Origin of the sequence: Patulibacter minatonensis DSM 18081, from assembly GCF_000519325.1 — a bacterium.
GTDB lineage: Bacteria > Actinomycetota > Thermoleophilia > Solirubrobacterales > Solirubrobacteraceae > Patulibacter > Patulibacter minatonensis.
In genome coordinates this window covers 3,137,114-3,152,811 of the sequence record NZ_KI912613.1, presented here as the reverse complement: position 1 = coordinate 3,152,811, position 15,698 = coordinate 3,137,114, and the positions used below count along the sequence as shown (strand labels likewise).

The window sequence follows — 15,698 nt, the reverse complement described above, 5'->3', positions numbered from 1 at the left end:
CGCGCGACCGCGCGGAAAGGTTGTCGTCCGGTCGCCGGACCCGTCCGGCGCGCTCCCGCTCGCCGGGCGCGGCAAGCGCGTCCGCCGGGGCCGGGTCCTGCGCGAGCGTCCAACGCCGGTCGTCGGGGATCTTCACCCGCGGACACCGGAAGGGCGTCGGTGATGTGCGAACCTCGCCGGGATGGATCGCACGGCCCGTACCGCGGGAGTCGACGTCGGAGGCACGAAGGTCGCCGTCGGCCTGCTCGACGGCACCACACTCACCCCCCGGGGGCTCGAACCGACCGCGGTCGACGAGCCCGAAGCCCTGCTCGCGCAGATCGTGCGGCTCGTCGGGGAGCTCGGCCCCGTCGACGGCGTCGGGATCGGCGTCCCGTCGGTCGTGCGGATCTCCGACGGCCGCGTCGTCTCGAGCGTGAACATCGCGGCGTTCCGCGACGTCGCGCTGCGCGACGAGCTCGCGGATCGCCTCGGCGTTCCCGTCCACGTGGACAACGACGCCAACCTCGCCGCCCTGTCGGAGGCCTGGGACGAGGACCTGCAGCTCCTGCACCGCTCGCTCGTCTGCGTGACCGTCGGGACCGGCATCGGTGGCGGCGCCGTGCTCGACGGTCGGCCCCTGCACGGCGCGCGCACCTCGGCGTTCGAGCTCGGCCACCTGACGGTCGGTGCCGACCTGACCGCCGGCGCGCCGGCCGCCGGCGACGCTCCGCTGCCCAGCTCGCTCGAGCACTGGGCCAGCGGCCGGGCGCTCGATCGGCTGGCCCGCGAGCGCGGCTTCGCCGACGGTCCCGCGCTGACCGACGCCGCCGAGCGGGGCGACGAGCAGGCGATCGACGGCCTGCGGATCCTCGGCGAGCGCCTCGGGGTCGGCATCGCCGCGGTCATCACGCTGCTGGAGCCCGAGGCCGTCGTCGTCGGCGGGGGCGTGTCCCGCGCCGGCGAGCTCCTGGTGGGCCCCGCCCGCGAGGCCGCCCACCGGCTCCTGCTCCCCGGTCTCGGCACCGAGACCGAGATCCGCGTCGCCGTTCACGGCCCCCAGGCCGGGCTCCGCGGCGCCGCACTGCTTGCCCGACTCGAGGAGGTCCCGTCCCGATGAGCGACCCGACGCCCCCCGCCCTCCGCTGGCGACTCACCGACGACCAGCGCCAGGCCGTCGACGCCGAGGTCCGGCGCGCCGCCGAGGAGCGCGTGCCGGAGCGCCTCCGGGACCGCGACGACACGCTCTGGGGTCCCGCCGGGCAGGCCGAGGTCGCCGACCGCCTGGGGTGGCTCGACGCACCGGGGCACGGCCTCGAGGACCGGACGACGCTCGAGGACCTCGCCGCCACCGTCGCGTCGGAGGGCTACACCGACGTCGTCCTCGTCGGCATGGGCGGCTCGTCGCTGGCCCCGGAGGTCGTCTGGCACTGGAGCGGCCCGCAGAACGGCCGGCTGCGCCTGCGGATGCTCGACTCGACGGACCCCGACGCGGTCGCGACCGTCGACGCCGCGATCGAGCCCGAGCGGACCCTCGTCCTCGTCTCGACGAAGTCCGGCGGCACGCTCGAGACGCTGTCGCTGTTCCGGCACTACTGGTCGCTGAACCCCGACGGGAAGGCGTTCGTCGCGGTCACGGACCCCGGGTCGGGGCTCGAGGCGATCGCGCAGGTCCACGGCTTCCGCGCGATCTTCCACGGCGATCCCGAGATCGGCGGGCGCTACAGCGCGCTCTCGCCGTTCGGGACCGTCCCGGCCGCCCTCACCGGGGCCGACCTCGGCGCGCTGCTGCACGGCGGCGCACGGGCGATCGAGTCCTCGCACGCCCCGGTCGACGAGAACCCGGCCGTCCGCCTGGGCGCCGCGATCTCGGCGCTCGCGAAGACCGGACGCGACAAGCTCGCGCTCCGCGTCCAGGACGAGCGGCTCGGCTCGTTCGGGCTGTGGCTCGAGCAGCTCGTCGCCGAGTCGACGGGCAAGCACGGGCACGGCGTCCTGCCGGTCGTCGACGACCCTGCCGCCGACCTCGGGCGCCTGCCGACCGTCGCGAAGGACCGCCAGCTCCTCGTCCTGCGCGGCAGCGGCGAGGACGCGGACCTCGAGGCCGCGATCACCGAGTCCACGGACGCCGGGGTCCCCGTGCTGGAACTCGTCGTCGAGGGCGACGAGGCCCTGGGCGCGGCCTTCGCGATCGCGGAGGTCGCCACCGCGGTCGTCGGCTGGGGCCTCGGGATCAACCCGTTCGACCAGCCCGACGTGCAGGCGGCGAAGGACGCCACGAAGGAGGTCCTCGCCGAGGTCGCCGCGGGCACCCCGATCCCGGGCGCCGACGACGTCGACCCGGAGGCGGTGCTCGCGTTCGTCGACGGGCTCGCCGCGCCCGAGTACCTGGCGATCCTGGCGTACCTGCCCCCGAGCGCCTCGGCGGCGTCCGAGGTCGGGCGCCTGCGCACCGCGCTCGCCGGCCGCACCGACGCCGCGATCACGACCGGCTTCGGGCCGCGCTACCTGCACTCCACCGGGCAGCTCCACAAGGGCGGGCCGGCCGTCGGCCGGTACCTGATCCTCGAGCACGACCCGCGGGCCGAGCGCACGATCCCGGCGCCCGCGTCCGACGACGAGCCGACGAACCCGACGACGTCGTTCCGCACGCTCTTCCACGCCCAGTCGCAGGGCGACCTGCGCACCCTCGGCGCCCACGACCGGCCCGTGCTGCGGGTCAGCCTGGGCAGCGACTGGCTCACGAGCCTCGCCGACCTCACCACCGCCATCAAGGAGGACTCCTGATGCAGATCGCCTTCGTCGGACTCGGCAAGATGGGTGGCAACATGGTCCGCCGCCTCCGCCGCGACGACCACGACGTCGTCGCATACGACCGCGACGCCGACCTCGCCGCATCCCTGGCGGAGGAGACCGGCGCGCGCGCCGTCTCCTCGCTGGAGGACCTCGTCGCCGGGCTGGAGGCCCCGCGCCACGTGTGGGTCATGGTCCCGCACGGCGACCCGACGATCTCGACCGTCCAGGCGCTCGGGAAGCTCCTGTCGAAGGGCGACGTCATCATCGACGGCGGGAACAGCCGCTGGAGCGAGGACGCCGCGCGCGCCGAGGAGCTCTCCGGCGCGGGCATCCACTACCTGGACGTCGGCACCTCCGGCGGCGTGTGGGGCCTCGACGTCGGCTACTGCATGATGGTCGGCGGCCCGTCGGAGGCCGTCGAGACGCTCTCCCCCGTGCTCGACTCGCTGGCGCCCGAGACGTCCGAGAAGTCGCGCCACGTGATCGGCGAGCGCGGCTGGGAGCACGTCGGCGGCTCCGGCTCGGGCCACTACGTGAAGATGGTCCACAACGGCATCGAATACGGGATGATGCAGGCGTTCGCCGAGGGCTTCGCGCTCCTGCACAAGAACAACCCGGAGCTCGACCTCGCCCGCGTGGCGCACCTCTGGGAGCAGGGCTCCGTCGTGCGGTCGTGGCTCAACGAGCTCTCCGCCCGCGCGTTCGAGCAGGAGGGCACCGGGCTCGACGCCCTGCAGCCGTGGGTCGACGACTCCGGCGAGGGCCGCTGGACGATCGAGGCCGCGCTCGACGAGAGCGTGCCGCTCCCGGTCATCACCGCGTCGCTGTACTCCCGGTTCGCGTCCCGGACCGAGGACGACTACGGCTCCAAGGTGCTCGCCGCGCTCCGGAACCAGTTCGGCGGCCACGCCGTCAAGCGGAACGACTGAGCGCTCCGGCTCGGCCGCCCCGCCCGCATGACGCCCGCCTCCCCGCCCGACGACAACCCCCTCGGCGAGGGCCTCGACCAGCTGCCCCCGCCGTCGTCGGTCCTCGTGATCTTCGGCGGCACCGGGAACCTGTCGAAGCTCAAGCTCCTGCCGGCGCTCTACAACCTGGCGCACGACGGGGCGCTGCCGGAGCGGTTCGGGCTCGTCGCGGTCGCGATGGACGACCTGACGGACGAGCAGTACCGCGAGCTCGTCCGCGAGGCCGTCACGAGGAACTCGCGCCGTCCGTGCGACGAGCTCGTGCTGGAGACGTTCCTGTCGACGATCTCGTTCGTCTCCGGCGGCTTCGAGGAGGACGCCGCCTACGCGGAGCTCGCCCCGCGGCTGAAGGCCCTCGACGACCGCGCGGGGCAGCGGCTGAACCGGATCTTCTACCTCTCGACGGCCCCGCGGTTCTTCGGGACGATCATCGAGCAGCTGGGCGTCCACGGCCTGTCGGACCGCTCGGGCTCCGACGTCCGCGTGATCGTCGAGAAGCCGTTCGGCACGACGAAGGCGGAGGCCCTCGCCCTCAACGCCCGCATCCTCAAGGTCCTGCGCGAGGAGCAGGTCTACCGGATCGACCACTACCTCGGGAAGGAGACGGTCCAGAACCTCCTGGCGCTGCGCTTCGCGAACGGCCTGTTCGAGCCGATCTGGAACCGCAACCACATCCAGTCCGTGCAGATCACCGCGGGCGAGTCCGTCGGCGTCGGCGGTCGGGCCGGCTACTACGACACCTCGGGTGCGCTGCGGGACCTCGTCCAGAACCACCTCCTCCAGCTGCTCTGCAACCTCGCGATGGAGCCCCCGACGACCTTCACCGCGGACGACATCCGCACCGAGAAGGTCAAGGTGCTGCGGGCGATCACCCCGATCGACCCCGACCGCATCGAGGAGATCGCCGTCCGCGGCCGCTACGGCCCGGGGTCGATCGGCGGCGAGGAGGTCCGCGGCTACCTCGAGGAGCCCGACGTCCCCGAGACGTCGACGACCGAGACGTTCGTCGCGCTCCGGCTCGAGGTCGACACCTGGCGCTGGGCGGGCGTCCCGTTCTACATCCGGACCGGCAAGCGGATCTCGCGCAAGCTGACCGAGATCGCGGTGACGCTGAAGCCCGTCCCGCACAACGCGTTCGACGGGGCGGTCGTCGAGCCCAACCAGATCGTCTTCTCGATCCAGCCGGACGAGCACGTCTCGATCAAGCTCGCCGCGAAGGTCCCGGGCTCCGGCATGAACCTGCGGCCGGTGACGATGGACTTCTCGTACGGCACCGCGTTCCTGTCGGCGTCCCCTGAGGCGTACGAGCGGCTGATCACCGACGCCATGCGCGGCGACGCGACGCTGTTCACGCGTGCCGACGAGGTCGAGGCCCAGTGGACGGTGATGGACCCGATCCTGACCGCCTGGGGCCGCAGCTCCGCGCCGCCGGACGAGTACCCCGCCGGGTCGTCCGGGCCGCGGACCGCTCGGCGGATCCTGCTCCCGGGCGACCGCTGGCGGGCCATCTGATGGCGGGCGCCGAGAGCACCGGCGCGGCGCCGCCCGTCCCCGGCTCCGCCACCGCCGTCGAGCACACCGTCTGGCAGCAGGACGACGTCGACCCCGGCGCCGTCGAGGAGGCGATGCGCGCGCTCGAGCACGAGCGCTTCCGGCGGCGGCGCAGCGCGTTGCCCGCGCGGGCGCTGAACCTCGTCGTGGTCGTCGACGCCGCCTTCACCGGCGAGGTCGCGCGGCGCCTGGACGGCGTCGGCCGCAACGCCCCGTCCCGCACGATCCTCGTCCGCGTCCACGTCCGGCGCGCGCGCCTGAGCGCCCGGGTCACGGTCGCCACCGTCGAGGAGGGCACCACCGAGGAGTCGTCCACCGAGCAGGTCACCGTCGACATCGCCGAACGGCACCTCACGCGGCTGGCGTCGATCGTCGACCCGATGGTGATGACCGACGTCCCGACGCTCCTCTGGGCCCCGCACGGGCACCACGTCGCGGTCGAGGCGCTCGGCGAGCTCGGCCAGACGGTGCTGCTCGACTCCGGCGACGCCGCGGACGTGCCGAGCGGACTGAACGACGCGCAGCACCTGATCGACGAGCACGCGCTCTCGATCGTCGACCTGTCGTGGCTGCGCGCCACGCCGTGGCGGCAGCGGCTCGCCGCGCACTTCGAGCCCGTGCAACGACGTCCCGAGCTGTGGCGGATCTCCGACGTGCAGGTCCGCCACCAGCCCGGGTCGGAGGCCGCCGCGTGGCTGTTCCTCGGCTGGCTCGGCGACCGCCTGGGGTGGGTCCCCGAGCACGGCCGCACGCGCGACGCGACGGGGGACGAGGTCGGCCTGCGGCTCAGCCCCGCCGACGTCGGCGTCCAGGGGCTGGCCGGCGCCACGCTCACCACCCGGGACGGCGCGTCGTTCGCGCTGGACCGCGGCCGCGGGGGGCTGCGCGCCGCCCGCACCGACGTGTACTCCGCCGCCCTGGAGCACTCGTCCACCGAACGTCAGTGGACCGTCCTCGGGGCCTCCCGCGGGGAGGCCGGGGTGCTCGGGAGGGCGCTCCGTCGTACCCTCGTCCCGGACGACGGCTACATCGGCGCCCTCGCCACAGCCCGGAGGCTGCTCTCGTGCTCGTGAAACGTTCGACACCCGAAGATGGGGCGGGGCGTCCACCCGGCGTCTCGCTGCGCCGCATCGGCGTCGGCCTGGCGCAATGGCGGACGAGCGGCGCGTCCCGCGTGCGGGAGCGGCGGTTGAGCCTCTTCCTCCTGTTCGGGGCGACGTCCGGCGTCGGCCTCGTCCTCTTCACCATCCTCGCCGTCGCAGGCGTCGACTCGGGCACCAACTCGATGGTCGTCGGCCTGGTCCTCGCGATGGTGCTCGCCTGGGGCGCGGAGGTCCGGTCCAGGGAGGGCCGCACCCGCGAGGTCCTGCTCCTCGACTACCGGGCCCACCAGTTCGGGAAGGCCATCGGCCGAGGCGTGGAGCGCCACCTGAACATCGACCCGCGGAGCTGGAAGACCGAGTTCCGCAACACCGGGACGCAGTCCGCGGACGGCGCTCTGGACTGGCAGATCCGCCAGCTCGAGCGCGCCGAGGAGCAGGACCTCGACGCCCTGATCCTCATCCCGGCGGGCAACTCCCCAGCGTTGTGGAACGTCGTCGCCCGCCTGATCCGCGACGGGACGTTCGTAGTCGTCGCGGACACCAAGCCGCCGAACCACGTCTTCCGCGACATCGGGGTCGAGCCGCCCCGGTTCGTCTCGCCCAAGTTCGACGCGAGCGGGCTCGTCATCGGAGAGTTCCTCGGACGCTGGCTCGCGGCGGACAGCTCGCGGAGCTGCATCCTCTGGAACGGACCGGAGTCGAGCTACCCGGGTGAGGAGCGCAGCAGGAACATCCTCTACGAAGTCGCCCGGGCGGGGCAACTCGGGCGGTGCACGCTCCGGCCGATCGACTCCTGGACGCCGGACGCACAACGCTGCCGCGAAACGCTCGAGGACGTCCGGGGCCGCGCCGGGGTGACGGCCGTCTACTGTGCCGACGACGAGAACGCGATGGCCCTGCACATGCTGACGTTGCAAGAGGCCCCAGAACTCCGGGCGAGGATGTTCATCGTCGGCTGCAACGGCACGCCCGACGACTCCGGCCAGGTTCCGGTCGTCGCGTGGCACGCTGTCGACGCGACCGTCGACATCCTCGCCGAGGAGCTCGGGGTCCAAGCCGCGATGCTCTTGACGCAGGAACGTCGGGGCAGGCTCGCCGCGAGCCGGCGGACGGTGTTCCTCACACCACGGTTCATCCTGCGCACCACCGCGGGCCGGGAGTGGGACCAGGGCCTCGACCGCAGCGCGGCGCCCCCCCGGCTCGCGATCGACACGACCACCCTCCCCTCCGCCCCTCCGGTCCCGGAACCCGAGGACTCGGACCGCGGCGTCGGCGCACCGGACGTCCCCTCCTCCCCCCACCACGAACAGCCGCGGCTCGTCCCTCGTCCCGAGGGCGAGCTCCCCCGCGCGAGCGACGGAGACTGACATGGCCGGACCCCGAGATCTCGGCGAGATCGACGCCTACCTGTTCGACATGGACGGTGTCCTGACGGACACCGCGCGGCTCCACGCCGCCGCGTGGAAGTCGATGTTCGACGACGTCCTGCGGACGACCGCCTCCGGAGGAGGTCCGGCGTTCGTGCCCTTCGACACCCGGATGGACTACGAACGCCACGTCGACGGCCGCCCCCGCCTCGACGGCATCCGCAGCTTCCTGGCGTCCCGGGGGATCGCCCCCCCGGGCGACGGGACCGAGGAGGAGCGCATCGTCGCCCTCGGCGATCGGAAGAACGCGCTGCTGCGTGAGAGCATCGACGCCGGAGGCATCGTCGTCTACCCCGACGCGCGAACGACGCTCGAGGCGATCCGCGGCGCGGGTGTCCGAACCGCCCTCGTGTCGTCGAGCGCCAACGCCGAACGAATCCTGGAGCTCTCGGGCACGCGCGGGCTCTTCGACGTCGTGGTGTCGGGGGCCGACCTGGTACCGCGCGGGCTCCGCGGGAAGCCCGCACCCGACAGCTACCTCGCTGCCGCCGCCGACCTGTCCGTCGACCACGCCCGTGCCGCCGTCGTGGAGGACGCCGTGTCCGGTGTCACTGCCGGTCGGGACGGCGCCTTCGGCATGGTCATCGGCGTGAACCGTCACGCGCCCGACCACGCCGATGCCCTCCGCGCTGCCGGGGCCGATCTCGTCGTGTCCCGCCTCACCGACCTGAACCTGACGATCGGAGGTCACTCGTGACCGATCACCAGCACTCCCTTCTCGAGCCCTGGGGCATCCAGGAGCACGGACTCGACCTCGACCGTCTGCCGGCGATGGAGTCGATCTTCGCGCTGTCGAACGGACATCTGGGCCTGCGTGGCAATCTGGACGAAGGTGAGCCCCGCGGGCAGTCCGGCACCTACCTGGGCGGCTTCCACGAGCTGTACCCCCTGAGCTACGGCGAGCGCGGCTTCGGCTTCGCGGAGGACGGCCAGTCGATCATCAACGTGACGGACGGCAAGCTGATCCGCCTCCTCGTCGAGGACGAGCCGTTCGACGTCCACCGCGGGTGGCTGCAGCAGCACGACCGGTTCCTCGACTTCCGCACGGGCATCCTCGAGCGCAACGTCACGTGGCGGTCGCAGGCGGGGCGGTCGGTCCGGGTGAAGAGCCGGCGGCTCGTGTCCTTCACCCAACGGAGCGTCGCGGCCATCGAGTACGAGGTCGAGGCCGTCGACGAGGATGTGCGGATCGCCCTCCAGTCGAACCTCCTGGCCAACCAGGTCCAGGAGGCAGAGACGATGGACCCCCGGAAGGCCGCGGCTCTCGGCACCGTCCTCGAGAGCGAACTGCACACGGGGCACGACCTACGCGTGGTCCTCGGGCACCGCACCCGTCGGTCCGGACTGGCACTCGCGGCCGGCATGGACCACGTCATCGACCGGACGTACGGCACGCCGAAGACGCTGCTGCAGATCGACGAGGACCTCGGGCGCGTGACGATCTCGGCGCTCCTGAAGCCCGGCGAGCCGTTGCGGATCGTCAAGTTCCTGGCGTACCACTGGTCGGGCCGACAGTCGATGGACTGGCTGCGGGACCAGGTGGACGCGAGCCTGGAGAACGCCATCGGCGCAGGATTCGCGGGCCTGGCGGCGGCGCAACGGGACTACCTCGACCGGTACTGGCGTGTCGCAGACTTCCAGATCGACGGCGATCCCGAGCTCCAACAGGCGATCCGCTTCGCGAAGTACCAGCTCCTCCAGGCCAGCGCGCGCGCCGAGACGCGCGCCGTCGGCGCGAAGGGTCTGACCGGGACCGGGTACGACGGGCATGCCTTCTGGGACACCGAGAGCTTCATGCTCCCGCCGCTGACGTACACGAAGCCCGCACTGGTGCGTGATCAGCTGATGTGGCGGGCCGCGACGCTGCGGCAGGCGCGGGACCGCGCCGCGCAGCTCGGGCTGCGGGGCGCCGCGTTCCCGTGGCGCACGATCCATGGCGAGGAGTGTTCCGGGTACTGGCCGGCCGGCATCGCCGCCTTCCACGTCAACGCCAGCATCGCCCACGCCGTCCAGCGCTACGTGTTCGCGACGGGCGACGTGGCCTTCGAGCGGGCCCACGGACTCGAGCTCCTCGTCGAGACGGCCCGGCTCTGGTCGAGTCTCGGCCACCACGGTACGGACGGCGAGTTTCGCATCGATGGCGTGACGGGTCCGGACGAGTACACCGCGATCGTCAACAACAACGTCTACACGAACCTGATGGCGCAGCTGAACCTCACGGCCGCGGCCGACGCGGCGGAGGCGCACCTCGACGTGTCCCACAGCCTCGGGGTCAACCCGGAGGAGGTCGCGAGCTGGCGCGTCGCCGCGGCGATGATGCACGTGCCGTTCGACGAGCGGCTGGGCATCCACCCGCAGGACCAGGACTTCCTGTTGCAGGAGCGCTGGGACTTCGAGGGGACGGACCAGGAGCGCTACCCGCTCCTCCTGCACTTCCCGTACTTCCAGCTCTACCGCAAGCAGGTCGTCAAGCAGCCCGACCTCGTGATGGCGTTGTTCGTCCGCGGCGACGTCTTCACCGCGGAAGAGAAGGAGCAGAACTTCGCCTACTACGAGGGCCTGACCGTCCGCGACTCTTCGCTCTCCGCCGGCGTCCAGTCGATCGTCGCGGCGGAGGTCGGGCACGTCGACCTCGCCTACGACTACCTGGCGGAGGGGGCGTTCACCGACCTCCACGACCTCAAGGGCGACGCCGCGGAGGGCCTGCACATCGCCTCCCTCGGCGGAGTGCTCGGCGCCGTGATGTTCGGCCTCGGCGGGTTCCGGGACATCGGGGGCCGTCTGGCCTTCCGGCCCCGCATTCCGGACGGCCTCACCCGGGTCGCGTTCCCGGTCATCTTCCGCGGTCAGCGCATCCGTGTCGTCATCGAACCGGGACGCGCGACGTATTCGCTCACCTCCGTGGAGGACGGAGGCGACGAGTCGGGTCTCACCCCGGTCACCATCGTGCACGAGGACGAGGAGCTCGAGCTCGTCGCCGGCGTGCCGGTCGTCCGTCCCCTGGTGCACCTCGATCCGCCGATCCTCCCGGTGCAGCCGGCCGGCCGCACGCCGCACCGCCGATCGCACCGTCAGCCGCTGTGAACCGGGTAGGGATGGGACGTATGTCGATCTTCCCGACGATTCTCGAGGCCCGCTGATGGCCGACGCCGCGCCCCGTCCGACCGACCTGACCGCGCAGAACGGGTTCCGGGTCGTCCCGGTCGCCGACGCCGAGGCCGCGAAGGACGTGACGGCGCGGGCGCTGTCGGACGCGATCACCGCGGTCCGGGCGGAGGCCGCGGCGCGCGTGCGGCTCGCGCTGTCCGGCGGCGGCACGCCCGTCGGCGCCTACGAGCGCCTGGCGACGCTGATCGACGACTGGCCGTCGGTCGACGTCTTCCTCGCCGACGAGCGGTGCGTCCCGTACGGCGACGACGACTCCAACGCGCGGCTGATCGACGAGGCCCTCGGCACCGACCGCGGGCACGTCCTGCACCGGCTGGACGAGAACGGCTCCCCCGGCGACCGCGCCCGCGCGTACGCCAACGAGCTCGGCGCCGCCCCGCTCGACGTCGTCCTGCTCGGCCTCGGCGAGGACGGCCACACCGCGTCGCTCGAGCCCGGTCACCCGTCGCTCGAGGCCGACGGCGTCACCGTCGCGGTCCTCGACATGAAGAAGCCGCCGCCGGAGCGCGTGTCGCTGACGGTGCCGGCCCTGCGCGCCGCGGGACGGATCCTGCTGCTCGTGACCGGCGAGGGCAAGGCCGAGGCCCTGTCGCGCACCCTGCGCACCGTCGGTCCCGACGCCCCCGCCAGCCTGCTGCGGCCGGAGACGCTGACCGTGATCGCCGACGAGGCCGCGCTCGCGGAGGCCAGGTCGGACGGGGCGTTCACGGACTGATGTCGGTGCGGGAGGCAGCACCCCTCGGAGCGGCGACGCCGGGCGCGGGCGCCTGATGTCGAGGTCGACGGCAGCACGCCGCGGTGCGGCGTCGACGGGCTCCGGCGTCTGATGTCGGCACCGCAGGTTCCGCCGCCGCACGCCCCGGGTCCGGACGGTACCCCCGGCGCCGAGGCGGGCTCGGCCGAGGCCACCACGGTCCGGCTCTGGCTCGTCCGCCACGGCGAGACCGAGTGGGCCCGCGACGGTCGGCACACCGGCCGCACCGATCTGCCCTTGACGGCGAAGGGCCGCGAGCAGGCGGCGGCGCTCGGCGAGCACCTCGGCTCGCAGCGCTTCGCGGCGATCCGGTGCTCCCCGCTGTCGCGGGCCCGCGAGACGCTGGAGCTCGCGCTGCCGGGGTCGGTGGCGCAGCTCGACGACGACCTGCAGGAGCGCGACTACGGCGCGGCCGAGGGGATCACCACCGCGGCGATGCGCGAGACCGACCCCGGGTGGAACTCGTGGACGAGCGTCGTCGACGGCGCGGAGACGATCAACGAGGTCGGCACGCGGGCGGACCGCGCGATCGTCCGCGCGGTGGCCGCGGGACGTCGGGCGACCGCCGGCGAGGATCGACAGGCGCACGACACGCCGGGCGCCGCGGTGCTCGTCGTCGCACACGGGCACCTGCTGCGGATCCTCGCCGCGCGGTGGCTGCAGCAGCCGGCCGGGTTCGGCGCGCACCTCGTCCTCGGCACGGCGACGGTCTCGGTGCTCGGCGCCGAGCGCGGCCGGCCGGCGCTCGTGCGCTGGAACGCCTGAGCGCCGCGCCGAGGGTTCGTGGGAACCACCGGATGCGTGCGCCGTCCGCCTGGCCGGCCGGCCAGTCGCACGGCTAGGGTGGCCCCATGGCTGACCTCAAGGGCAACAGCGCCCTCATCACCGGCGGGGCCTCGGGCCTCGGCGCCGCCACGACCCGCCGGCTCCACGCCGACGGGGCGTTCGTGACGATCGCCGACGTCCAGGAGGACAAGGGCGAGGCGCTCGTCGCCGAGCTCGGCGAGCGCGCCCTGTTCGTGAAGACCGACGTCACCGACGAGGACGCCGTCAAGGCCGCGGTCGCCGCGGCCGCCGGGCAGGCCCCGCTCCGTGCGACGGTCTCGTGCGCCGGCACGGGCTGGCCGCAGCAGGTGTTCCACCACAAGAAGGGCCCGCACCCGATGCAGCCCTTCGAGACGGTGATGCGGATCAACCTCTTCGGCACGTTCAACGCCATCCGCTTCTCGGCCGAGGCGATGGAGCAGAACGAGCCCGACGCCGAGGGCGAGCGCGGCGTGCTGATCAACACGGCGTCGGTCGCCGCGTTCGACGGCCAGATCGGCCAGGTCTCCTACTCCGCCTCGAAGGGCGCGATCGTCGGCATGACCCTGCCCGTCGCGCGCGATCTCTCGCGCTACGGCATCCGGTGCGTGACGATCGCCCCGGGCCTCATGGACACCCCGCTCCTCGGGGCGCTCCCGGAGGAGGCCCGGGCGTCGCTCGGCGCCCAGGTGCCGTTCCCGCCCCGGCTCGGCCGCCCGGACGAGTACGCGTCGACCGTCGCGCACATCGTCGAGCAGACGATGCTCAACGGCGAGACGATCCGCCTGGACGGCGCGATCCGGATGGCGCCGAAGTAGGACCGTCCCGGACGGCGCGGGCGCGGTCCGGGCCTGCCTCCTCCGCCCGACGCCACGGCGGGAGCCGATCCGTTCAGGCGAACGCGCGCTCGAGCGCGACGACGACCCGCTCCCCCGCCTGCCCGTCGCCGAAGACGTCGGGGCGGACGGGGGGCAGCGGCACGTCGATCGCGTCGACCGCCGCGCGGGCGTTCAGGTCCACGAGGGCGTTCCAGCCGGCCGTGACGGTCTCGCCCCACTCCGTCGTGTCGCGCAGTGTGACGCAGCGGACCCCCGCGAGGTAGGCCTCCTTCTGCACGCCGCCGGAGTCGGTGAGGACCGCCGCGGCGCCCACGAGGAGCGTCGCGAAGTCCAGCGGTCCGACGGGATCGACGAGCCGGACCCCGGGCGCGCCGCGCAGCCGCTCGTCGAGGCCGTGCTCGGTCAGTCGGGCGGCGGTGCGCGGGTGCAGCGGGAGGACGAGCGGGCGCTCCGTGGTCGCGGCCGCGGTCAGGACGTCGACGAGCGCGGTCAGGCGCTCGGGGTCGTCGACGTTGCCGGCGCGGTGGGCGGTCGCCAGCAGGTAGCCGCCGGGCTCGAGGTCGCGCTCGGCGAGCCAGGCGTCCGCCCGCTCGCGGGCCTTCGGGTGGACGAGCAGGGTGACGTCGGTCATCACGTCGCCGACGTCGACGGTGAGGTCGGCGAGGCCCTCGCGCTCGAGGTTGCGGGTCGCGGTCTCCGTCGGCACGAGCAGCAGCTGCGCGAGGTGGTCGGTGACGATGCGGTTGCGCTCCTCGGGCATCCGGCGGTCGAAGGAGCGCATGCCGGCCTCGACGTGCGCGATCGGGATCCCGAGGTCGGCGGCGACGAGCGCCCCGGCCAGGGTCGTGTTCGTGTCGCCGTAGACGAGCACGGCGTCGACCACGCCGGCCTCCCCCGCCCCCACGATCAGCGCCTCGAGCTCGGCGATCATCCGCGACGTCTGCTGCAGGTTCGTCCCGCCGCCGAGACGCAGCTCGTGGTCGGGGGCGGGGAGGTCGAGCTCGCGGAAGAACACGGCCGACAGCGCGTCGTCGTGGTGCTGGCCCGTGTGGATCAGGACCTCCTCGTGCCGCTCGCGCAGCCGCCGCGACACGGCGGCGGCCTTCACGAACTGGGGGCGGTTGCCCACGACGGTGACGATCCGCATCGCCGCCGATGGTCGCACCTCGCGGGTCGGCGTGCCCCGGCGCCCTGCGGGTGGTCCGGACCTCGCCGCAGCCCGGCGCGGCAGGGCTCCGCGACGTCCGGACCGGGGCCCGCTCCCCTCCCTCGTCTAGAAGAAGACCTCGGCGAGCTCCAGCAGCCGGAGGTCGATGCCCTTGACGCCCACGACGTCGGTGAGCGGGATCGGCTCGATCTCGGCGCCGCGGAGCGCGACCATCGTGCCGAACGTCCCGGCGAGCACGGTCTCGGCCGCGGCGACGCCGTAGCGGGTGGCGAGCACGCGGTCGGTGGCCGTCGGCGTGCCGCCGCGCTGGATGTGGCCGAGGACGACGGTGCGGGTCTCGTAGCCGGTGATCTGTTCGAGCTCGGCGGCCAGGGCGTTCCCGATGCCGCCGAGGCGCTCGTAGCCGTACTCGTCGGTCTCGGCGTTCGCGACGACCTTGTGGCTGCGGCCGTCCTCGAAGGCGAGCCGGGCGCCCTCGGAGACGACGATGATCGAGAAGTCCTTGCCGCGGTCGTGGCGCTGGCGGATGGTGGCGGCGATCTTCTCCACCGGGACGTCGACCTCGGGCACGAGCACCCCGTCGGCACCGCCGGCGATCGCGGCCGTGACGGCGATCCACCCGGCGTTGCGGCCCATGACCTCGACGACTATCACGCGGTCGTGGGACTGGGCGGTCGAGTGGAGGCGGTCGATCGCCTCGGCGGCGACGTGCACGGCCGTGTCGAAGCCGAAGGTGCGGTCGGTGCCGACGATGTCGTTGTCGATCGTCTTCGGCACCCCGACGACGGGGACGCCGAGCTCGGCGTGCAGCTGGGCCGTGATCTCCATCGTGTGCTCGCCGCCGATGGCGATCACGCCGTCGACGTCGCCACGCGCCATCGCCTCCCGCACGAGCTGCGGGCCGTCGTCGTGGCGGAACGGGTCGTAGCTCGACGTCGAGAGGATCGTCCCGCCGAGCGGCAGCAGCCCGGAGAGCGCGTCGTGGTCGAGCTCGCGATGGTCCCCGTAGGCGAGTCCGCGGTAGCCGCGCAGCAGGCCGACCGGCTGGTGGCCCTCGCGCAGGAGCTTGCGCCCGGCGGCGCGGATGACGGCGTTGAGGCCGGGACCGCCGCCGCCGGCGGTCAGGATCCCGATGCGCATG

Annotated in this window: 13 protein-coding genes; 11 read left to right on the top strand and 2 right to left on the bottom strand. The window is 73.4% G+C overall.

The genetic code is table 11. From position 1 onward, the window contains the following. Positions 1 to 181: 181 nt before the first annotated feature. The 11 genes from PATMI_RS0114560 (at position 182) to PATMI_RS0114510 (ending at position 13,368) form a co-directional block, all read left to right on the top strand. A complete protein-coding gene (locus PATMI_RS0114560) occupies positions 182 to 1,099 on the top strand; it encodes an ROK family protein (protein ID WP_026911414.1) in 918 nt (305 codons plus the stop codon). Continuing rightward, entirely contained in the window at positions 1,096 to 2,766 is a 1,671-nt protein-coding gene (locus PATMI_RS30305; protein ID WP_051471685.1) for a hypothetical protein, read from the top strand. The genes PATMI_RS0114560 and PATMI_RS30305 overlap by 4 nt, the downstream gene beginning before the upstream one ends. Next, positions 2,766 to 3,704 carry a phosphogluconate dehydrogenase (NAD(+)-dependent, decarboxylating) gene (gene gnd / locus PATMI_RS0114550; protein WP_026911413.1) on the top strand — a complete coding sequence of 313 codons (939 nt, stop codon included), beginning with the start codon at positions 2,766 to 2,768 and terminating at the stop codon, positions 3,702 to 3,704. Before PATMI_RS30305 ends, gnd begins: the two co-directional genes overlap by 1 nt. A gap of 27 nt (positions 3,705 to 3,731) precedes the next feature. Then, a complete protein-coding gene (gene zwf / locus PATMI_RS0114545; protein WP_026911412.1) occupies positions 3,732 to 5,255 on the top strand; it encodes a glucose-6-phosphate dehydrogenase in 1,524 nt (507 codons plus the stop codon). Next, positions 5,255 to 6,367 (top strand): glucose-6-phosphate dehydrogenase assembly protein OpcA, encoded by a 1,113-nt coding sequence (locus PATMI_RS0114540; protein ID WP_026911411.1) that lies wholly within the window; start codon positions 5,255 to 5,257, stop codon positions 6,365 to 6,367. The genes zwf and PATMI_RS0114540 overlap by 1 nt, the downstream gene beginning before the upstream one ends. Further along, a complete protein-coding gene (locus PATMI_RS0114535) occupies positions 6,358 to 7,764 on the top strand; it encodes a type 1 periplasmic-binding domain-containing protein (RefSeq protein ID WP_157260781.1) in 1,407 nt (468 codons plus the stop codon). Before PATMI_RS0114540 ends, PATMI_RS0114535 begins: the two co-directional genes overlap by 10 nt. Before the next feature lies 1 nt (position 7,765). Next, entirely contained in the window at positions 7,766 to 8,521 is a 756-nt protein-coding gene (locus PATMI_RS0114530; protein WP_026911409.1) for an HAD family hydrolase, read from the top strand. After that, positions 8,518 to 10,908: a glycoside hydrolase family 65 protein gene (locus PATMI_RS0114525; protein ID WP_026911408.1), complete on the top strand. Its 2,391-nt coding sequence runs from the start codon at positions 8,518 to 8,520 to the stop codon at positions 10,906 to 10,908. Before PATMI_RS0114530 ends, PATMI_RS0114525 begins: the two co-directional genes overlap by 4 nt. A gap of 55 nt (positions 10,909 to 10,963) precedes the next feature. After that, on the top strand, positions 10,964 to 11,707 hold the full coding sequence (pgl, locus tag PATMI_RS30300; protein WP_051471684.1) for a 6-phosphogluconolactonase: 744 nt from the start codon (positions 10,964 to 10,966) through the stop codon (positions 11,705 to 11,707). Between the two features lie 111 nt (positions 11,708 to 11,818). Continuing rightward, positions 11,819 to 12,511 (top strand): histidine phosphatase family protein, encoded by a 693-nt coding sequence (locus PATMI_RS30295; RefSeq protein WP_084269965.1) that lies wholly within the window; start codon positions 11,819 to 11,821, stop codon positions 12,509 to 12,511. A gap of 86 nt (positions 12,512 to 12,597) precedes the next feature. Then, positions 12,598 to 13,368 carry an SDR family NAD(P)-dependent oxidoreductase gene (locus PATMI_RS0114510; RefSeq protein WP_026911407.1) on the top strand — a complete coding sequence of 257 codons (771 nt, stop codon included), beginning with the start codon at positions 12,598 to 12,600 and terminating at the stop codon, positions 13,366 to 13,368. Between the two features lie 73 nt (positions 13,369 to 13,441). Here PATMI_RS0114510 and wecB read toward each other — a convergent pair whose 3' ends face one another. Next, positions 13,442 to 14,536, bottom strand: a complete 1,095-nt coding sequence (gene wecB / locus PATMI_RS0114505; protein WP_026911406.1) for a non-hydrolyzing UDP-N-acetylglucosamine 2-epimerase — start codon at positions 14,534 to 14,536, stop codon at positions 13,442 to 13,444. Between the two features lie 126 nt (positions 14,537 to 14,662). Next, positions 14,663 to 15,697 (bottom strand): 6-phosphofructokinase, encoded by a 1,035-nt coding sequence (locus tag PATMI_RS0114500; RefSeq protein WP_026911405.1) that lies wholly within the window; start codon positions 15,695 to 15,697, stop codon positions 14,663 to 14,665. Position 15,698 lies beyond the last annotated feature (1 nt).